Origin of the sequence: Paenibacillus sp. FSL H8-0315, assembly GCF_038005365.1 — a bacterium.
Taxonomy (GTDB): domain Bacteria; phylum Bacillota; class Bacilli; order Paenibacillales; family Paenibacillaceae; genus Paenibacillus_AQ; species Paenibacillus_AQ odorifer.
Genome location: NZ_JBBOTA010000001.1, coordinates 467,037 through 488,064, shown reverse-complemented (window position 1 = coordinate 488,064; position 21,028 = coordinate 467,037). Strand labels below are relative to the sequence as shown.

Annotated in this window: 12 protein-coding genes; 6 read left to right on the top strand and 6 right to left on the bottom strand. The window is 42.4% G+C overall.

The window, feature by feature from the left end; genetic code table 11:
• Positions 1 to 429: 429 nt before the first annotated feature.
• From MHB56_RS02000 to MHB56_RS01985, 4 genes are all read right to left on the bottom strand, one after another.
• Positions 430 to 1,437 (bottom strand): alpha/beta hydrolase family protein, encoded by a 1,008-nt coding sequence (locus MHB56_RS02000; RefSeq protein WP_341143200.1) that lies wholly within the window; start codon positions 1,435 to 1,437, stop codon positions 430 to 432.
• Positions 1,421 to 2,098, bottom strand: coding sequence for a GNAT family N-acetyltransferase (locus MHB56_RS01995; RefSeq protein ID WP_341143199.1), 678 nt, complete (start codon positions 2,096 to 2,098; stop codon positions 1,421 to 1,423). Before MHB56_RS01995 ends, MHB56_RS02000 begins: the two co-directional genes overlap by 17 nt.
• Positions 2,095 to 2,883 carry a MerR family transcriptional regulator gene (locus MHB56_RS01990; protein ID WP_076306122.1) on the bottom strand — a complete coding sequence of 263 codons (789 nt, stop codon included), beginning with the start codon at positions 2,881 to 2,883 and terminating at the stop codon, positions 2,095 to 2,097. The genes MHB56_RS01995 and MHB56_RS01990 overlap by 4 nt, the downstream gene beginning before the upstream one ends.
• Positions 2,884 to 3,359: 476 nt before the next feature.
• Positions 3,360 to 4,007, bottom strand: a complete 648-nt coding sequence (locus MHB56_RS01985; RefSeq protein WP_339281114.1) for a transcriptional regulator — start codon at positions 4,005 to 4,007, stop codon at positions 3,360 to 3,362.
• Positions 4,008 to 5,091: 1,084 nt separating this feature from the next.
• Here MHB56_RS01985 and MHB56_RS01980 point away from each other — a divergent pair.
• The 5 genes from MHB56_RS01980 to MHB56_RS01960 all read left to right on the top strand — a co-directional run bounded on the left by MHB56_RS01980 (position 5,092) and on the right by MHB56_RS01960 (position 14,993).
• Positions 5,092 to 8,202, top strand: coding sequence for an ATP-binding protein (locus tag MHB56_RS01980; RefSeq protein ID WP_139330226.1), 3,111 nt, complete (start codon positions 5,092 to 5,094; stop codon positions 8,200 to 8,202).
• A 3-nt stretch (positions 8,203 to 8,205) separates the two neighbouring features.
• Complete coding sequence (locus tag MHB56_RS01975; protein ID WP_341143198.1) at positions 8,206 to 9,297, top strand: response regulator; 1,092 nt, start codon at positions 8,206 to 8,208, stop codon at positions 9,295 to 9,297.
• Positions 9,298 to 9,430: 133 nt separating this feature from the next.
• A complete protein-coding gene (locus MHB56_RS01970) occupies positions 9,431 to 13,825 on the top strand; it encodes an Ig-like domain-containing protein (RefSeq protein ID WP_341143197.1) in 4,395 nt (1,464 codons plus the stop codon).
• A gap of 399 nt (positions 13,826 to 14,224) precedes the next feature.
• Positions 14,225 to 14,599: a DUF4180 domain-containing protein gene (locus tag MHB56_RS01965; protein ID WP_076128242.1), complete on the top strand. Its 375-nt coding sequence runs from the start codon at positions 14,225 to 14,227 to the stop codon at positions 14,597 to 14,599.
• A 19-nt stretch (positions 14,600 to 14,618) separates the two neighbouring features.
• Entirely contained in the window at positions 14,619 to 14,993 is a 375-nt protein-coding gene (locus tag MHB56_RS01960; protein WP_339187382.1) for an iron chaperone, read from the top strand.
• 127 nt (positions 14,994 to 15,120) lie between these two features.
• Here MHB56_RS01960 and MHB56_RS01955 read toward each other — a convergent pair whose 3' ends face one another.
• On the bottom strand, positions 15,121 to 16,053 hold the full coding sequence (locus MHB56_RS01955) for an ArsR/SmtB family transcription factor (RefSeq protein ID WP_254857042.1): 933 nt from the start codon (positions 16,051 to 16,053) through the stop codon (positions 15,121 to 15,123).
• A gap of 143 nt (positions 16,054 to 16,196) precedes the next feature.
• On the opposite strand from MHB56_RS01955, the gene MHB56_RS01950 reads away from it, so the two are divergent.
• Positions 16,197 to 18,950, top strand: coding sequence for a glycoside hydrolase family 2 protein (locus tag MHB56_RS01950; protein ID WP_339809990.1), 2,754 nt, complete (start codon positions 16,197 to 16,199; stop codon positions 18,948 to 18,950).
• A gap of 76 nt (positions 18,951 to 19,026) precedes the next feature.
• Here the strand turns inward: MHB56_RS01950 and MHB56_RS01945 are convergent, their stop codons facing one another.
• Entirely contained in the window at positions 19,027 to 20,721 is a 1,695-nt protein-coding gene (locus MHB56_RS01945; RefSeq protein ID WP_076184489.1) for a M3 family oligoendopeptidase, read from the bottom strand.
• Positions 20,722 to 21,028: the final 307 nt, after the last annotated feature.

Below are 21,028 nucleotides of genomic sequence, written 5' to 3'. Positions count from 1 at the left end.
GCAGTGTTTTTGAGTAAATAGCTACAACTGAGTCCGATAGCGTGGCGAAAACGAGGAAATTCAGCAAATAAGGACTATACGGTCCGAACGTATGGAGTGCATTGGTGATAGACCTAGGTATTCTATAAGATACGTAGATTCTGGGGAAATCAAAGCCAATACACGGGCTTGGGCAGTCATTAATTACTTCCGCGGTTGTGGTTACGGACCGTAACGCAGCTATTTCAGCTAATTCGCTCATTTTCCCTGAGTTTCGCACTGCATAGCTCTTAATGAGCTGAAAAAGTGGATCTGAGCAGTGTTTTTGAGAAAATAGCTGCGTCTGAGTCCGATAACGTGGCGAAAACGAGGAAATTCAGTAAATAAGGACTATACAGTCCGAACGTAGGGAGTTCAGCTGGCGAGAGTGCATAATGGATGGCAAACAGATTAAAACTGGCTTACAAAGTGAACCAAATCATCTAAATATGGCTCAACAACAATATGTCGTGGAAAAAAGACAGCGGTCAAATATGTTCTAAATGGTGATGAGGCATTCTTTTTTGAGAGCATGGAGTGATCAGCATCAGGAATATAGAAGACGGAGAGTAGGTTTTCAGGAATTTTTTCACGGTAAACACGTTCGGTTTCCTCAACATCTACATTTATATCTTGCCCGCCAAGAACTAAATGGACAGGCGTAGTGAAGTTTTTTAAATCCCCGCTCGCATCAGACTGATAATTTTTAGCGAAAAACCCCCATTTTTCTTTGGAAATTAATTCGTCCGATTGTGCAATTCGCAAGTAACTTTCATACGACGCCTGTTCTTTAAGTAGCAGTAGGATTTGCGCGTTATAATCTTCTCTCTTTTTTATCTCCTGTTCTGAAAAACCTTCTAAAATCATCTCTTGTCTGGTATTGTATTGTCCTTGAGAAATCCATTGAATGGCGGGGGATACAAGAATACTGAAGGCGAGATCAGGCACTTTTTTAACAATCTTAGGAATCACCCAGCCCGCCTGACTTGCTCCCCACAAACCAATAGCTTGAGCATCAATCATAGGTAAGGATTTAGCCCAGTTAATCGCATAAATAGTTTCTTGCGCTCTATCCTCCATGCTTTGTTCTAGCCAGTTCCCTGAGGAACCCCCAATACCCGGTTTGTTAAGAGATAAGGAAGCATATCCGGCAGAGGCGAGCTTTTCCCACAAAGGTTTATATCCATCATCGTAAGTATCATTAACTGGGCCATCCCCATGAACAAAAACTACCAGTCCGACGGTTCCAGAGTAACTTTCGGGCAGAACTAAGGTTCCTGTTAGTTGACCTTGAGGTGTATCTATTTCAATTTTTTGCTCAGTCATTGAAAAAGAATGTTGCTGTAGTACGAACAGGACCGCTGCAATCAACAACGAAATGGTAATCATCCAGACAGTTAGCTTAATTTTCTTTTTCATTCATTGATCCCCCAGATTGTAGCGATGTTTTTTTTATCATGTAATGCCAAACAGGCTCTTTAAAAAGTAAATGTCTTACCGCGCTATAGTCAGATTTATGGATCTCAAAGTTCAACTGCTGGTACATATTAATGGCACGTTTATTCTTGTTAGCAACATGTAGCGTTAATTTTTCAACCTCAGAATGACTGTTTACAAAATCCGCCGCCCAACCCAGCAACTCTTTGCCAATTCCCTTATTACGGTGACTGGACCGAACAGCCAAATGAGCCACATAACACTCTTTTGCTCTAGGTTGATAATCCAAAAAATATAACCCAAGGATTAACTTACAGACATTTAAGCATCCAAATTTCTTGAATAGCTGCAAAAAGGGAGTCGAATGCAGTGGTTTAATTGATCCTTTTTTAAGGGAGAGCGTATCCTGCCATTTTAAGTAGATAGTGCCAACCACTTCTCCGTTTTCATAAGCGATTATTTGTTTGGATGATAAAGAAGTAGAATCTTGTTCCCAAAGTCTTATAAGTAGATCAGCAATTTCATTGTCCTCGAGAGAGAGGAGAGAGTGAAATTTCCCGTGAAATGCATCTACCAAAAGCCTGCTTACAGCCTCACGATCTTGTTCCTGGTAATGGGCGATGATAACCTCGTTTGTACTCATTTAGTGGTATCATCTAAGGCATGCTCGATTTGAATTTGAAGCTCATAATGAAGCTTGTCGTTGTTAAACATGGATAGGTACGATTTCTCCAAAATGATGATTGGTCCCAATACCATGTAGTGATGCCCATTTAAAAAGTGTTCCAGCTTGGCAATCTCATGATCTACATCCTGATCGTCTGTTACAAAAAATGCTTTATAGAGATAACACCCTTTTTCTAAAACAATGTCAGGGGCGGGAGTGGTTTCAATGGTTTCAAAGCATAAGGTTACTTGTTCAGAATCGTATACATAATGCAAATCTGTTTCAAATAAATGATGGTACTGCGGTCTTTTTTCATATAAACTTCGTGCAGTTAGTGTTTCGTTATCCTCTAGCACCAACCACTTTTTCAGATAACGATTGTCCACATGTTTAATTTGATAATCCCCCTTCATGTTGCCATAATCTGCATGCTCTTTTAGTACCTTTTGTATAAATTGTTGCAGCATTATTAATTGGTTTATTTCTGAGTTGATTTTGTTTAACGATTTCTCTAACAGCAGTTGGTAGTCATTCGTTGCGGATTTATTCATACTTTGGCTAATGGTGCTGACAGGGATGTTTAATTTGCGGAGCAACAGGATATGTGCCAATTGATAGATCTCATCGATGCCGTACATCCGGTACTGATTATTGTCTATATAGGATGGAAACAGGATTTCTTTTTCTTCAAAATATCGAATCTGGTGGATAGATACATTCATAAGTTTTGATAGTTCGCCAATTGTAAGGTACGGATTCAAGGGCGGTGCTCCTAACTGTAAGTTATTTGATAAAATAACTATAAACCTTAGGTCAGACCTAAGGTCAAGCGTTGATTAAAATACGGACTAAGCAGAGCACTTTTTTTCTGAATAATGATTAGTAATAGTAATAGATGGTAATGAAAAAGACTTAGATTTTGGAAGGACAATGCGGGGGTGCAACGGATTAGATTCAGGATCATTTTTTTGTATGAGCCTTGCTGGTATGACCCTAGAGTTGCCATTACGGACCGTAATGCAGCTATTTTAGCTAATTCGCTCATTTTCCGTGAGTTTCGGACTGCATAGCTCTTAATGAGCTGAAAAATTGGGTCAAAGCAGTGTTTTTGAGTAAATAGCTGCAACTGAGTCCGTTAGTGTGGCGAAAACGAGGGGAATTGGGAAATAAGAGCTATACGGTCCGAACGTAACTTTGTTAATCAAACCATACTAATCAAACCAAACTAATCAAGTCATCACATTCTAAGCTGATAGGTTCGATTGCGTACTTTTCCACCGACGATCTCTAGTAGCTGCTGTTCAACTAACTCATGTAAAACACGTCGGGCATGGCGATTAGTGACTCTAAGATGGTGGGTAAGCTCTACAGGTGTGAACGGACGCAGAAGACGTCTTGCGAAACGAAGTGTTTCAGCTTCTAACCAAGTTAATGAAGAGGGCGCGTCTGAAGCCATGAATTTGCCGATGAATGCGAGTACTAGTTGTTGACATAGCTGAGGCTCGTCCGTGATTGAGGGATAGGCGATGGATAGGAAGGTCCAACCGTCTAGCGATAATAAGGAATGGCGTCTACATAAATCTTTGGATCGTCGTACATCAAGATCTCTAGCATGCGGACCGTAGCCTTGAATCTCAATTCCACCCTTTGCTCCACCTGGCATATAGGCCAGATCAAGATAACGATAACCATTGTTGAAATCGCGCACTTCCCATTCGTGGAACAAGTAGTTGAAGTTTCCTACAGCAGGAAACCATACCGCACGCAGAAATTCGACTGTTCCATAGCCCAACCCTTTTGCAAGAAGCTCCTGTCTGCGGGGATTGTTCTCCTTATCCAAGTTGATCTGTAACCATTCCTCTAGTTGCTGTTCGAATCTGGACATTTTGTATATCCTCCTTAAGTAATTTTTTGAAAAAAGAAAAAGCCGCTCCCATACAATTCCTCCTGAGCTTAACCCAGGATAGAGATTGTATAAAAGCGGCGTGTTCTTCACGACCTATAGTTGCTATTATAACGAGTGCTGAGGATTTCTTCAATGAGTTACTGTTTATAAAGATGACGAATTCTAATAGGTTTTAAATGAAGGTAGCTAGCAGGGTGAACGAGCTGAATTTGCTGAAGTTAATAGTTACTCTAAAAGCGGATTCTTCCCCCGCGCGGCCGCATGGCTTTTCTAGGACGATCATCATGTGCTTACTGATCCGCAAAAATGGATTACGTGCTCTGCGCAATATCATTATTCATTTTCGAACGTTGCGGACCGTATTGCAGCTATTCGTACATTTTCGCTCGTATTCCAAAAGTTACGGACTGCATAGCTCTTATTAGCTGCAAATCGACTCAAAATTGGGCAGTTATGTGCGAATAGTTGCAACTGAGTCCGATAGCGTGGCAAAACCCTCATTTTTCAGCAAATAAGGTCTCCTGAGTCCGCAAGCGTGCGGCGTAAGCATTCAGAGTTCCCAACGACGTCAGAATTGTCTATCTAGTCCAAGTCGTCAGATTATCCATGTTGTCTATGTCACCAAAGTCATGTAACTCCGGGATGAACGGACCGTATTGCAGCTATTCGTACATTTTCGCTCGTATTCCAAAAGTTACGGACTGCATAGCTCTTATTAGCTGCAAATCGACTCAAAATGGGGTGGTTATGAGCATATAGTTGCAACTGAGTCCGATAGCGTGGCAAAACCCTCGTTTTTCAACTAATAAGGTCTCCTGAGTCCGCATGCGTGCGGCGTAAGTATTCAGAGCCGCAAGAATTCTCAGACCCTCTTTTCATACAAGTCCCGCTTTTTCCGAAAAAAATCCTAATAAAGGCCTATTACTTTGTCGAATTGTGAAGGGAATTAGAAAATTTTATAGAATTATCTATGTTCATCTAGACTTTTTACTCTACATCACGTGTTGCAGGATGGCCCTGGTGATTGCTGCAGCTTTACTCTTCCATAAAAGGGGCCGATACGATGCTCAAAAGGACATTACTTATCTATCTGATTGGTTTAATTTTATTATCTGCGATTCCTCTATCCATTCTTATGGGTCACGATAAACAAGGAAGTCACCTGCAAGTGCAGCATGGAGTCATGGATCTCGCGGCTTGGGATTACGAACAGGATAAGATTATCAAGTTAGACGGTGAATGGGAGTTTTATTGGAACCAGCTATTAACTTCTGAGCATTTTAGGGCGGGTAGCGCAGATATACCTGATTCTACAGCTTGGATGGAGGTGCCCTCCCGGTGGAACGGCAACATCGTTAATGGAAGCCCTTTACCCGCCTTCGGTTCCGCCACCTATCGGATGGTTCTAAAAAACCTGCCTGTAAGCGGGGTATTCGCCTTGAAAAAAACAAATATCCGCTTTTCAAGCAGGATTTTTGTTAATGGACAGTCAGTTATTGAGGATGGAAATCCTGCTGCTAATGAAGCTGATTATCGGTCAGGGAATATCCCGCTGATTGGGCTTTTTTCGTCTGATAAGGGAGATGTAGAAATCATAATTCAAGTCTCCAACTTCGATTATGTAAATGGGGGCATTCCGGTTTCTTTATCCTTTGGTGAGGAAGCAGCAATGATGGAGGTGCAGCAGAAGAGTACGGCCCGTGAATTTAGCACCGTTGCTATTTTAGGCACACTTGCCCTTATCTTTTTTATCTGCTTTGGGGCAGCGTCCTTATACCGTAAGCAGGATTACTCTTTACTTGTATTTGCTACTATTTGTTTGCTGTTTGCGATATATCATGGGTTGATCGGCGAGCGTTCACTCTTACTCTTTTTCCCTAAACTTTCGTTCATAGTGCTCTACAAAGTAAAGGATATAAGCTCCATCTCCTGCTTTATTGTGCTCGCAATATTTTTTTACCAAATGCACAAAAGCATAATATCTTTAAAATTTACTCAAGCCATAACGATTGTTTTAGGCAGCTTTATAATTCTGGTCGCCATCCTGCCGATTCGTTCTTACACGGTCATTTATCCGTATGTGATTATTTTATATGAGCTGATGTTAATTTGGATGTTATGTAGAGTGGCTACCCTATATATTAGAAGCGCAGAAGTAAATAGAATCAAATTGCTGCTGATGTTTATGGCGATTCTAGCTATTAATCTATATTCCATAGACATTATTTTGTTTGCTCTTTCTATAAAAGAGAACCTTTGGCTCGGGCAGTTTTACATTGTGGCTTTTAATATCATCATGATCGTGCTGATTGTTCTACGTTTTTTTGAAGCCTACCATACCATAGACGAGATGAAAAACCAGCTGATCGGGCTGGATAAAATTAAAGATGAATTCCTTTCCAACACCTCACATGAACTAAAAACACCTCTAAATGCCATAGTGAACATTACAGCTACGCTGCTGGATGGGGTTGAGGGTCCAGTTAATGAAAAACAAGCGCAGAATCTAGCGATCGTAATAGGGAGCGGCAGAAGATTAACACATATGGTAAATGAACTACTTGATTATTCCAAAATGAAGTATGGAGACATCACATTATACAAAAGCAACCTGGATTTGAAAGCCGTTGTTGATTCCGTCATGGGTATTCATTCTTTTTTGCTCGGAGAAAAGTCGATCCTGCTCGTTAACAGAGTCGCTTCGAATTTTCCTATGGTGAATGCAGATGGCAATCGTCTGATTCAAATTTTCCACAACTTGGTTGATAATGCGATTAAATTTACGGAACAGGGTGAAATAGAGATTAGTGCCAGAGTTATTCAGGAGTGGGTGGAAGTACGTGTGGCAGACACAGGTTTGGGAATCTCACCGGATATGCAGGAGCGTATTTTCAAAGCTTTTGAGCAGGTGGATGAGGCGGAGATTCATAGTCATGGTGGAACAGGGCTCGGATTAAGTATTACTAAGAAGCTAGTAGAACTGCATGGTGGGAACATAGCTGTGGAATCTACAGTGGAAAAAGGTTCGGTGTTTATTTTTACACTTCCACGGTGGGATAAAGCGGTTAAGCCAATCTCGAGGCCAACCCTTAAGGCGGCACATTCTTATAAAGAATTAAGTTTCTCCCATGGTAGTTATCCCCTTTATATCAAAGGCGAGATCGATGAGCCCATTTTAGTAGTGGACGATGATTTTGCCAATCTGCAATCTATGATCAATCTGTTTAAGCTAGAGAAATATTCTATTGTGGTTGTCAATCGCGGGCAGATGGCACTTGAGGAGCTAGCGAAAAACACAGACTTTTTTCTGGTGGTACTGGATATTACCATGCCGGACATTTCGGGTTACGAGGTTCTGCAAAAGATTAGAGAGAGATTTACTCCTTTTGAGCTGCCTGTGTTAATGCTGACGGCCAAGAACAGGGTGAGCGATATGAAGATGTCCATGGATAACGGTGCAAATGACTATGTGGGAAAACCTTTTGAAGCTGAAGAGCTAATGGCACGTGTTAAAAGTCTGACCCGATTGAGAGCTTCCGTGAAGACTGCCAAAGACGCCGAAATTGCTTTTTTACGATCCCAGATCAAACCTCATTTCTTATACAATGCTCTGAATTCAATTGCTGAACTATGTGTGGAGGAACCTGAGAAGGCCGAAGAGTTGACACTGCAGCTGTCCCAGTATTTGCGAAGCAGCTTTGATTTCAAACAACTGGATTCACTAACGAGTCTGGAGAATGAGCTTGAGCTGGTAGAGGCTTATATCAATATTGAAAAAGCACGCTTCGGTGCCAGATTAAATGTGGAATATGATGTGAGAGTGAATACGGATTACCGGATTCCTCCGCTGATTCTACAGCCTTTGGTCGAAAATGCAATAAGGCATGGCCTAATGTCCAATTTGCGGGGTGGCACGGTAATTATATCTGTAAAAGAATTAGAGAATTCTGTGATTAGCTTTATTGTGGAGGATAATGGATCTGGAATGAGTGAGCATAAATTGAAAGAAGTAATGCAGTCAGATGTAGATAAAAGAGGGGTGGGGCTGTGGAATATCAGTCAGCGCATCAAGCTATTATATGGAAAAAATATTCATATTCAAAGTGCTGAAGGATTAGGCACAACGGTATCTTTTGAAATTCCAATACAGCAGCTTAAGCGGATGGGAGGTTGAGGCATGCTGCGAGCGATTATTGTAGATGATGAGGAGTTATCGGTAAAACGCCTGAAGCGGATCTTATCGCAGAGCGGAGAGATTGATGTCTATGAGACGTTTTTGAATCCTGCGGAAGCCTATGCTTTTGCGAAGGCCAATCCGATAGATGTAGCTTTTTTGGATATTTCTATGCCTGAGACGAATGGGATGAAGCTTTCTAGCCTTTTGCATGAATTGGATGAATCGATAGATGTGGTTTTTGTAACCGGATTTGATGAGTATGCGCTGCAGGCTTTTGACCTGAGTGCAGTGGATTATCTTTTGAAGCCTGTAACTGCGGAGCGGTTGTCTAAGACGTTAGAGAAACTCAAAAAAATAAATCGAAATACAACGGCTGAGCCTACGTTAGAAGTTTTTTTATTTAATGGTTTAAAAGTGTACCGCAGAACGCAGAACAGAGAGCTAATCAAGCTGAGAAGTCCAAAAACAGAAGAATTATTTGCTTTTCTGGTTAGTAAAGGGACGGTTAGCCGGGAGGAAATTATCGACACGTTGTGGAGCGGATTGGAGCCTGAAAAAGCATGGAAGAATCTGAACTCGACGCTGTATTATATTCGAAAAGCAATCGGCGCCAATTATATAAAAGCTAGCAGGAATGAAATTCATGTAGTAGAAAGCAGCATTTATTGTGATCTGTATGAATTTGAGCGATTGTTAAAGCAAATCAGGCAAACCTCTGAAAGACATGTTGAATGGATGATTCAAGCAGAAGTTTTATACACAGGAGCATTACTCAAAGGAAAAGCCTATGAATGGGCCAGTGGCAGGACGCGCAGACTCGAGCATGAATATATAGGATTGCTGGAGCTGGCTGCAAGATTTCATTTGGAGCAGAATCAGCAGCAGCAAGCACTGCATTATTTTGGAGAAATAATAAAATTAGATTCCTTGCGAGAGGACATCTATCATGAAATCATTAACTTATTAATTGAATTAGGGCGAATGAATGAAGCACAGCGGAAATTTGATCAATTGGAAGAGATGCTGCAGCAAGAGCTCGGAACAACACCCGATCCTAAACTCAAAGCGTTAATGAAACAGAAGTTATTGTAATGGAAGGAACCTTCGAAAGGATGGCTATCGAGGGTTCTTTTTTTGTTTATTTTTTGTTTATCTTAATTTTGTATAATACTCTCGATTATTGTCGAATTAAGGACATGATTTATGCTAGAGGGGGAAATAGAGTTTGAAGCCATCATTTATGAAAATAGGCATTAGTATTTCGTTATGTACTGGACTTGTGGTGCAGGGGGTGGGTCCTATGCAAACTCCAATCATAAGTGCAAAAGCTAGTTTCGGTTGGCTCGAGAATAGCCCAGCTATAATAACGTCGATTAATGAAGATGACTATTCCAACGCAGGAGTTGAGGTAGCCAGCTTTTTGACAGGAAAAGTATCGGATCCAGCGTCAACAGGGATTGCTGTAGTAGCTTTAGATAATACCAAAGGGGCCTGGCAGTATTACAACACGGTGGGACGAATTTGGTATAATATCGAGCCGGTGTCAAACAGTAATGCTTTTCTGCTGCTGAAATCGGAGAAAATCCGTTTTGTCCCGGCGAAAGACTGGAACGGAACGGCATCCATTAGCTTTAAGCTATGGGATACAACAGCATCCGGTTATCAAAATTATCAAAAAAATGCGAATACCACAGTATCTGCCGCGTTCAGCTCAGATCCGGGTATAGCCGTAATTACTGTAAATCCAGTGAATGATGCACCTTATCTGACAGAACTAAATGGTGGGGACTATCTTAGTTTTGACGGTAACGGGGATTATGTGACGTTCCCGGATCAACGGATTTATGGGAATTCTTTTACAGTTGAAGGATTTTTGAAGGTAGATGCTTTTCAGACATGGATGAGATTTTTTGAATCATCGATCGCAGAGCAGAACCACAATATTTTTGTAGGTTTTAACGGCAAACGGATGAATTTCACTGCCTACACTAATAAGGGAGATATTAATGTCACTGAGGATTTCCCGATTTCTAAATGGGTTCATGTCGCGATTGTTTATGATCACAGTCAGAAAAAGGGACGGATTTATTGGGATGGTGTACTTAAGGCAGAAGGGGCCATGGATTTAAGTACAGTAGGAAACGTTGCACGTCCGAATAACTGGCTTGGAAAAAGCACGTGGAGACAGGACGGAGATTATAACGGTGGAATGAGAGACGTGAGGTTCTGGAGTAAAGCCAAGACCCAAAGTGATATTGTTCGAGAAATGAATGTCGACTTGACAGGCTCGGAGCCTAATCTGGCTTTAAACTATAAATTAGCGAATAGCAATGATGGGAATGTCGCTATTAATACCTCTGGTCTTCCCCTTAAGAACGGCACAATTACTGGGGCAACCTGGAAGCAGGACACAGGTTTTATGGGGAATACTACAACCGATAAAAACAAGTCGGTCTCACGATCCTTTAAGGTTCTCGATGTGGATGGAGATGACCTACAAGTATCAGCTACTTCCTCGAATACGCTCTTAATTCCGAATAATGGACTGGAAATAAGTGGAAGTGGTGAGTTACGAACTTTAGAAATAACACCCGCAGCGAATGCTTTTGGCACCAGTGTGATTTCTGTTAAGGTAAGTGATGGAGCATTAAGCAACACCTACACTTTTAATGTGACGGTAAACAATACGGGGGATGTAATCGTAACCGGAGTGACCCTGGATAAACCAACACTCAGTTTAACGGAAGGAGAAGCAGGAGACACGCTTAGTGCCGTAATAGCACCTGCTAATGCCACGAACAAAACAGTAAATTGGAGCTCTAGTGATGAGACTGTTGCAACCGTTGTAAACGGGGTGGTAACTCCAGTTGGCGTTGGAACAGCGATCATCACGGTAACGACTACTGATGGAAGTTTTACAGCTTCGTCTGTAGTAAATGTGAGTGCCCCAATCCCGCCCGTTGTGGACGTAACTGGAGTGAAGCTAGATCAGGAGACACTGAATTTAACAGCTGGTGAAGCTGATGGACTCCTCAAAGCAACAATAGAGCCTGCCAATGCAACGGATAAAGACGTGATCTGGAGCTCTAGTGATGAGACAGTTGCGACCGTTGTGAACGGAGTAGTAACTCCGGTTGGTGAGGGGACAGCAGTTATTACGGTAACGACGAAAGATGGAAGTTTTACAGCTACAACCACAGTTAGTGTGAGTGCTCCAATCCCGCCGGTTGTGGATGTAACTGGAGTGAAGCTAGATCAGGAGACACTGAATTTAACAGCTGGTGAAGCTGATGGACTCCTCAAAGCAACAATAGAGCCTGCCAATGCAACGGATAAAGACGTGATCTGGAGCTCTAGTGATGAGACAGTTGCAACCGTTGTAAACGGGGTGGTAACTCCAGTTGGAGAGGGGACAGCAGTTATTACGGTAACGACTAAAGATGGAAGTTTTACAGCTACAACCACAGTTAGTGTGAGTGCTCCAATCCCGCCGGTTGTGGATGTAACTGGAGTGAAGCTAGATCAGGAGACACTGAATTTAACAGCTGGTGAAGCTGATGGACTCCTCAAAGCAACAATAGAGCCTGCCAATGCAACGGATAAAGACGTGATCTGGAGCTCGAGCGATGAAACAGTCGCGACCGTTGTGAACGGAGTAGTAACTCCGGTTGGTGAGGGGACAGCAGTTATTACGGTAACGACGAAAGATGGAAGTTTTACAGCTACAACCACAGTTAATGTAGCCGCTCCTAAGCCACCTGACGTTATCGTAACTGGGGTGACTTTAGACCAGACAGAACTTAACTTAACGGTGGGTGAAGGCGAGGGAACTCTACAAGCGACAGTAACACCTGCTAATGCAACAAATAAAGGTATGATCTGGAGCTCGAGCGATGAGACAGTAGCTAAGGTTGTTTATGGAGTAGTAACACCGATTGGTGAAGGAACAGCCATCATAACGGTAACGACGAAAGATGGTAGTTATACGGCTTCTACAACCGTTACTGTGAAGGCACCTGTTAAACCAGTTACAGCACCTGGAATTCCAACATCCGTAACAGCAACTGCAGAGAATGGTCAAGCAATCATCACCTTTATCCCGCCGGTGAACGATGGAGGCAGCGAAATCACAGGATATATTGTAACTGCTAATCCGGGAGGTTTGACGGTTACAGGAACTGGAAGTCCTCTGACAATCAGTGGTTTGACGAATGGAACAAGCTATACCTTCACGGTACAGGCAATCAATAAAGCTGGCATCAGCGAATTCTCTGCTGAGTCCAATGCAGTTGTTCCTAGCACTCCATCTGGTGGTGATGTTGTTGTTCCGTCGCAACCAACCCCATCACCAACTCCGGCACCTGTGGTAAATGCTGCTTCCATTCTAATCAATGGTAAAGCTGAAACAGTGGGAACCGCAACGAATGGTAAACGGAATGAGCAAACGTTAACCACTATTGTGTTAGATCAGAAGAAGCTAGAGGACAAGCTCGCCACTGAAGGTAAAGGTACAGTAGTTTCTATCGGTGCAAATAGTAAATCTGATGTTATAGTTGGCGAATTAAATGGACAAATGGTTAAAAATATGCAGGGTAATCAAGCGATTCTTGAGATTAAAGCGGGAAATGCGACATTTACACTGCCTGCTCAACAAATTAATATTGACGCTTTGAACGAGCAAATCGGCAAGTCGGTAGCTTTGCAAGATATTAAGATACAGATTGAAATTAGTGCTCCTACAGCCGATAAAGTTAAAGCTTTAGAAGCAGCTGCGCAAAAAGGATCCTTCTCATTAGTTTCCGCGCCAGTTAATTTTACGGCTAGAGGTATCTACGGAGATAAGAGTATTGAACTTTCCCAATTCAATACGTATGTTAAACGTACCATAGCCATTCCTGAAGGGATGGACCCGAACAAGATTACAACTGGAGTGTACGTTGATTCCGAAGGTTCGGTACACCATGTTCCTACTAAAGTGGTTGTAATTGATGGCAAATATTTTGCTACTATCAACAGCCTAAGCGGAGGTACTTACTCCGTAATCTGGCATCCGCTTGAATTTAGTGATGTAGCTAATCACTGGGCAAAAGAGGCAGTGAACGATATGGGCTCCCGATTAGTCATTGAGGGAACAGGTAGTGGTCAATTTACTCCGGATCAAGCCATTACCCGTGCAGAGTTTGCGGCGATTGTTGTACGCGGTCTGGGACTTGAGATGGAACAAGCTGCAACACCATTCTCAGATGTAAAGACCACGGATTGGTATAACAGTGCGATCAACACGGCATTTACTTATCAATTAATCAATGGTTTTGAAGATGGCATGTTCCGCCCTGATGAACATATTACCCGTGAACAAGCGATGTTAATTATTGCTAAAGCGATGAAAATTACAGCGCTACAGACTAAGCTTTCTGTTCAATCGGCTGACGTTTTGTTAGCTCCATTTACAGATAGTAGTGAGGTTTCTAACTGGGCAATCAGTGGAGTTACTGACACTTTGCAGGCAGGCATTATCATGGGAAGAAGCAGTAAAGGGCTTGCTCCGAAAGATGATATGACCAGAGCTGAGGTTGCAGAGATCGTGAAGCGGCTACTTGAAAAGTCGGATTTAATCTAATCTACTGAGCTCCAGAATTGTGATCATTAGAGGATTCGTTCAAAGAACATTGAACGAATCCTCTTTTCTTTTTATGGCTTAGCTCGTTTATACGATAATTAATCATTAATGATGTATTTCAGACAGCACAATCAGGCCATGCAGAACGGCTGAAAGAAATCCTGAAAGCTCATCCGCACCTTGCGAATATGGAGAATAATATATTCGATAGTGATGGTTATACTTCCTTACATTCTGCTGCTTTTCATACGGATAATGTAGAACTAATAGAGTTGTAAATCGAACATGGCGCCGACATTTCTGCTAAAATAAAAAGTGGTGAATCTGCATGGTCGGTTGCGATTAAGCAGAGTAATCATAATGTTGCAGAAATTCTTCGCGGAAAAGGAGTAGTCTTGAATGAAAATCACAGTGGATGATAAGAATGATTCAACGGTAGCTATAATCTCTGGTGAGGAGATCATAATCAATAATGTAAGGGATGCCTTAGACTTAATGATGAATGTGAAATACCAAGGATGCGATAAAATGCTTCTGAGGAAGGAACAGATTACGGATGATTTTTTCGAGCTAAAGTCTGGAGTTGCTGGTGAGATTGCACAAAAATATACAAACTATCAGATGAGAGTTGCTATCGTAGGAGAATTTACAAGCTATAACAGCAAAAGTCTGAATGATTTTATTTACGAATGCAATCAAGGCGATAAAATGTTGTTCAAAAGTACTGAAGCTGAGGCTTTAGCGGCCCTACATTTATGCAAATCGTGGAGATGATCCAGAGAGGAGTTATATCATGGATGAAAGTAAAATCACATATGAATCGATCGATGCCTATATTTCCGGGTTTTCGCTTGAGGTTCAGGAAATCCTTAATACGTTAAGAAAGGTGATAAAAGAGGCGGCACCGGAAGCAGAGGAAAAAATAAGCTATCAGATGCCTACTTTTGCATTACACGGAAATTTGGTGCATTTCGCTGCTTATCCCAAGCATATTGGATTCTATCCAACTCCAAGTGGAATTAATGCTTTTAAAGATGAATTATCTGGCTATAAAGGTGCTAAAGGTTCCGTTCAATTCCCTATTCATAAGCCTATGCCTTATGAATTAATTAGCAAGATTGTAACCTTCAGAGTCGCTGAGAATCTAAAAAAAGTTGAAGCAAAATAAGGTCTCTACTGGTATGAAATAGAGAGGTCCATCTGGTCAGGGCTGGAAGTGTGCATCCATTGTTGATGTTCTTCTTGATGCTGGTGAACATTGGATCCACTTCCGAGGCACTCCTGCCTCTTTTTCCTCATTTCGGACGTCGTACAAACGCCAGTATGATATCCTGGGCATAGTCCCCGAACCCACTTCCGAACAGATTTAGTCCTCGTTTATTGAGTGCATCCTCCCGAATTTCAAAACGTACACGAATAGGTTCATTAAACGCCAGCTTTAAAGAGCTGATTGTAGTGGAAGATGAGAAAGAACCATTACAGCTGCTGCCCGATTCCGAGACACTCCATGTAGTAAGAGCTCCATATTCAGTTCCACTTCTCCAACGTTCAGGGGTCAGTTTCCCTTTGCGGTTCCCGAAATCTGAGGGACAGGTCCAAGTCCCGACTAACTGGTCATTGATGGATAAGCTGATATCACTGGCCCAATCCTCTCGAAATGAAGGGGCTTCTGAGCATACTTCTGCCGAAATGCGGATTTCGTCCAACTCGACGCCTGGAGGCAGGGGGTTGGCAAAATAGTATTCGACATAACCGGCTTCTGCGAACCATAAGAGAGAGGCATCGACTCGTTCAGGCATGTAGAATGCTCTTGGATCATCCTGGGAGCCAATGACGCCACCATCTTTTCCGGCCATCCCGCAGGACGGTTGTATGGAGCAGTGGGAGAACATTCCGATGGGCATATGTATTTCCTCAGTTTGATGCAGCCCATCCCCTAGCTTTGAAGGGAGATCGAGTTGAATAGAGCGACAGGTGACCGCACAGATTTTTTCGCGATTTGCACCTTGTGTAGACGAGATAAGATTAACCTGTTCTAACGTCTGCACATTGATAGATATCGTTGGCTGAGCTACACCTAACGTCTCAGCTAATTGACTGACACTCATAGGCTTCTCTCCAAGGGCTTCAAGAATGCGGACGCGAACGTCACCAGACAGTGCTTTAGCTACATCTAAAATGCGTGACGCGGGATAACGTATCGTTTCTTGTGAAATATCATTCATCATATTTGTTCCTTTTCGTATAGGATGGGTTGAGGTTATTGTACAATGAAGAACGAGTATTGTAAAATCATAATAAACATTGCGAAAAACATATACTGGTGCTAAAATGGGCTCAACTTCTTATTTTGAAAGGCTGTGCTCGCCATATGACAACTTCTATATTAGCTTCTGAGACACTTGCGATTCCTCGTTCTGAACACCCTCATCCACATTGGCAACGTCATGAATGGATGAATTTGAATGGGCAATGGTCATTTAAGTTTGATCCGAACAATGAAGGTATGAAGGCGTTATGGTACTCCAATCCTGAAATCGCTTACGACTCAATGATCACTGTACCTTTTTCTTGGGTAAGTCCCTTATCCGGAATTGGCTGCGATCAACAAGGAATAGGCTGGTATCGCCGCACCGTGAATGGGCAGGCTGTTGACCAACAAACACGATTGTTTTTACGTTTTGGGGCAGTAGATTATTCATGTGATGTGTGGATAAATGGAGAACATGTAGGTTCACATCAAGGTGGATATGGTTCATTTGAATTTGATATTACACCTTACTGGGCAGCTAATTGTGAGAATAATATTGTCGTAAGAGCTGAGGATTTCGATCATGCTTATCAAGCGCGGGGCAAACAAGGATATGGAGAAATCCGTGGAATTTGGCAGCCTGTATGGCTTGAAGCACGTCCCGAAACTTATATGAAAGATGCAAAGTTTGTGACCCGTATAGATGGACAGGTGAAGGTAACTACAAGAATAATTGCGCATGAAACGGGTTCGGCAGAGTTTACGCTGCAATTCGCTGATCATTCTGTTGTTCATACAGAGAAGCTGCAGCTTATAGCAGGGGTGAACGAATGTAAGCTGTCTATCGATGTTCCCAATCCGCATTTGTGGAGTCCAGAAAATCCTTATTTATATGAAGGTGAATTGCAGCTTAGTGGATCGTTTGGTACAGATACAGTCAGCACTTATTTCGGAATTCGCGAAATTCAGACTGCCCGCTTTGAAGATCGTGATTATCGGTGGATCACCTTAAATGGTAAACCGATATATTTGAACGGTACTCTTGATCAGTCCTATCACAAGACAGGGTTTTTCACCTATCCAACGGATGAAGACATGCGGGATGAAATTTATCTAATGAAACGTTTAGGGCTAAACATGGTGCGAATTCATATTAAGCCCGAAGAACCCCGTAAGCTGTATTGGGCGGATAAGCTTGGCATTCTTGTTATGGAAGATATGCCTTGTTTCTGGGGTAATCCGGATGACAAGGCCAGAGCCTCCTATGAGAGAGAAGCCCTTGAGGTGATTGAACGAGATTATAATCATCCATCTATTTTTTCGTGGGTTATGTTCAACGAGACCTGGGGTTTGAAGACAGATGCTCAGGAGGCTAGCCTCACAAGTGATGTACAGCAGCAGAGTAGTTATCTTAAAGAGACACAGGAATGGGTGCGGGAGAAATATCGCTGGGCGAAGCAGCTTGATCCGACTAGAATTGTTGAGGATAACTCGCCGTGTAATTATGATCATGTGGAATCGGATATTAATACATGGCACTTTTACATTAATGGTTACGAGCAGCTGCAAGCCCACTTAAATGAGGTTGTAGATAAAACATTCCCGGGATCGGAGTTTAACTGTATTGGCGGCAACGTACAGTCTGATGCCCCTCTAATGAACAGCGAATGCGGTAATGTGTGGGGGATAGAAGGTGGTGCAGGGGACAGTGATTTGGCATGGCATTACCGCTATATGATGAATGAATTCCGGCGGCATGATAAGCTATGTGGATTCGTATTTACTGAATTCCGTGATGTTACGAATGAGTTCAATGGTTATTACCGGCTAGACGGGAGCGATAAGGATTTTGGATATGGGGATTTTGTTCCCGGGATGACGATTGCGGATCTGCATTCCCCAGATTTTATCGTGATAGATGCTCCTCCATGCCAGACAGTAGAAGCAGGGCAGAGTGTTAAAGTACCTTTGCTAGGTTCCAGCTTCGCGGACAGCTATCACGGTCATAATTTGAAGCTGAAATGGGAACTGTGGTACGACAATTTGGGGACTCGGGTCACTGCGCAAAGTGGACATATGTCTGTGAAATGGGATAACTTTGGAAACACTATACTTCCTTCTTTGAACATTACAATGCCTGGTCAGGAGGCGGCTGCAATACTTGCTGTTTCTCTGATTAATGAGAAGGGTGAAGCGATCACGCGGAATTTCATTACTTTTGATGTAAGAGGCGGTAATAACACTGTATTGTTTAAAGGTGAAGGAGAATTTATTCAAATTCCAGTGGGAGCTTATACCGATCATAACTTTAAGCATCAATGGGATGCTATCCAAGGATCTAAGATCAATGGTGCTGGGCAAGGTCAGTATGTATACGAGGTTACACTGCCAGATGCAGCAGATAAATCAATGATTGGTGAGATCGAAATCATCTTCGAAGCAAGTGCTAAACGATTGCTGGCGCGGCATGTTGAAGGTACGAAGCTTAATGATATGGGCCTTGATCTTATGCATGGGGCAGATGCGAGGGTGGAATATAATCCGAATACGTATTATATGACGGATGAAGAGCGTCATCCTTCCCGAGTGAACGTTCTGGTGGATGGGCAGCGGATTGGTTCTTTCTATTTACCGGATGATCCGGCTGATAGCAGAGGGATTTTGTCTTGGCATTATCAGCCAATAGCGAATAAGCTGGATGAGGCTGGATCTTATGGCTACCTATGCAAGGCAAGTGTACCGGGGCAGTTAGCAGCGAAGCTGGATCGCAATCGTGTTTTCCGTTTGGAGCTGCAAGCAGAGGACGGCGGGCTAGCTTTGTATGGCCGTAATGCAGGTCGTTATCCACTGGACTTGTTGATTCGTTATCGCTAAATAACCTTAATATGAAAAAAAAGCAATCCCAGCTAAGAAGCAGGGATTGCTTTTTTATCGGTACTGCAAGGTATTATTAAAGTTCTTTATCATTAATGCTGTTTAACCAGCTTTCAATCTCTCCAATGACCGAACTAATGCAGCCATCTTCAAAAGGTGAAGTCAGGCCCGCAAGTTCAACCAGCTTGATAAAGGATTTGCTTCCTCCAGCTTGACATAATTCTAAATAATCACTCCAAGCGGATTTAAAATCTTCATTTGAACGTTTCCAGAACTGGAAGGCACATAGCTGTGCTAGTGTATAGTCAATGTAATAGAACGGGGAGGCGAAGATATGGCCTTGCTTATGCCAAAATCCACCTTGTTCCAGATAAGCATTACCTTCATAATTGCGGTGCGGCAAATATTTTTTCTCGATTTCTCGCCATGCTTGCTTACGTTCAGCAGGGGTTGCTTCAGGATTGCTGTAAACAAAATGCTGGAATTCATCTACAGTAACTCCGTAAGGAATAAACTGAAGGCTATCTGCCAAATGATTGAAACGGTATTTGTCTGCATCCTCTTCAAAGAACAATTCCATCCATGGCCAAGCAAAAAACTCCATGCTCATGGAATGGATCTCACAGGCTTCATAAGTAGGAAAAGCATATTCAGGTACATTAATATTTCGGCTTTCATACACCTGGAAGGCATGCCCCACTTCATGGGTCAAGACATCAATATCCCCTGAGGTTCCATTGAAATTTGAGAAGATAAAAGGTGCTTGGTATTGGCTGAAGTAAGTACAATAGCCACCGCCTTGCTTACCTTTTTTACTTACTAAATCCACTAGATTGTTATCCAACATAAAAGTAAAAAATTCATCAGTTTCCGGAGAGAGCTCTTTGTACATCTTGGATCCGTTAGCTACAATCCAGTCAGGATCTCCTTTAGGAGTGGCATTGCCAGTCTTGAAGCTGAAGTTCTCGTCATAAAACTTCAAGGCATCCAGACCTAGGCGTTCAGTCTGCCGTTTCTTAAGCTGTTGGGAGACGGGTACGATATGCTCCAGAACTTGTTTCCGGAAGTTGGCTACCATGTCGGCGTTATAATCGGTACGCATCATCCGGTCATAACCTAGCTCAACAAAGTTGCTGTAACCAAGCTTTTTAGCAATGCGGTCACGGACTTTAACTAGCTCGTCATAGATTCGATCAAAGTCACTCTCATGTTCAGACATAAAATCATATCTGGCTTGTGAAGCACGTTTGCGCATATCGCGGTCCGTGGACAATTCAAATGGAGTAAGCTGAGTCAGTGTCCGTTCTTCGCCTTCGAATGGAATCTTGGCGGACGCGATAAGCTGAGCGTATTCTGTAGAGAGTTTGTTCTCCAATTGTAAATCTTCGATGATTTCTGGACTAAAAGTACGCAGAGCTACTTCTGCAAGCTGAAGCAGCTGCGTGCCCCATTCTTGTTCGAATTCGGCTCTGTATTTGGAATTGACGAGTGCTTTGTAGTAGTCCGTTATGTATTCCTGAACGATAGGGCCAATCTCGTCCATGAATTCCTGTTCAGCCTTGTAGAATTCATCTGTTGTATTGATCGAATGGCGAACGCTAACCAATGTCTGCAGGGTGTCAAACTCATTGCGAAGCTTGTTAATAGCGGTAACGGAAGCCTTTTGCACTTCTAATGGCTCGGTGTCATTGAGATCTTTAAGCAGGTTGTTAAAATCCTGTTTGAACTTCTCTACATCCGGGCGCTCATAGCGATAATCATTAAATTTCATTAACTATTCAACTTCCTTTCTATACCAGATAGTCTCTATTATATATTCTGAACAGCAATTTACGATAGACCTGTGTTAGCTGTTTTTGAATAAAAAAAGAACAAATGGACAAAAGTGTAAAAACTTGTTAGATGAAATACGGTTTGATATTATCTAAGAATATAGTAGAAATGATATTTATAGCGATTACTTAGCCTTTATTTAACCAGCATTCACTGAATACGGGTTATCTCTGTTTATATACGAAGTTTTGTATTTTTCCACTTTACATCCTTCCTCCCTCTTTTTTTGCTGCAGCCGCACAACT

Coding starts and splice junctions, on each gene's coding strand:
- MHB56_RS02000 (WP_341143200.1), bottom strand. CDS start 1,437: ATGAAAAAGAAAATTAAGCTAACTGTCTGGATGATTACCATTTCGTTG.
- MHB56_RS01995 (WP_341143199.1), bottom strand. CDS start 2,098: ATGAGTACAAACGAGGTTATCATCGCCCATTACCAGGAACAAGATCGT.
- MHB56_RS01985 (WP_339281114.1), bottom strand. CDS start 4,007: ATGTCCAGATTCGAACAGCAACTAGAGGAATGGTTACAGATCAACTTG.
- MHB56_RS01980 (WP_139330226.1), top strand. CDS start 5,092: ATGCTCAAAAGGACATTACTTATCTATCTGATTGGTTTAATTTTATTA.
- MHB56_RS01975 (WP_341143198.1), top strand. CDS start 8,206: ATGCTGCGAGCGATTATTGTAGATGATGAGGAGTTATCGGTAAAACGC.
- MHB56_RS01965 (WP_076128242.1), top strand. CDS start 14,225: ATGAAAATCACAGTGGATGATAAGAATGATTCAACGGTAGCTATAATC.
- MHB56_RS01960 (WP_339187382.1), top strand. CDS start 14,619: ATGGATGAAAGTAAAATCACATATGAATCGATCGATGCCTATATTTCC.
- MHB56_RS01955 (WP_254857042.1), bottom strand. CDS start 16,053: ATGATGAATGATATTTCACAAGAAACGATACGTTATCCCGCGTCACGC.
- MHB56_RS01950 (WP_339809990.1), top strand. CDS start 16,197: ATGACAACTTCTATATTAGCTTCTGAGACACTTGCGATTCCTCGTTCT.
- MHB56_RS01945 (WP_076184489.1), bottom strand. CDS start 20,721: ATGAAATTTAATGATTATCGCTATGAGCGCCCGGATGTAGAGAAGTTC.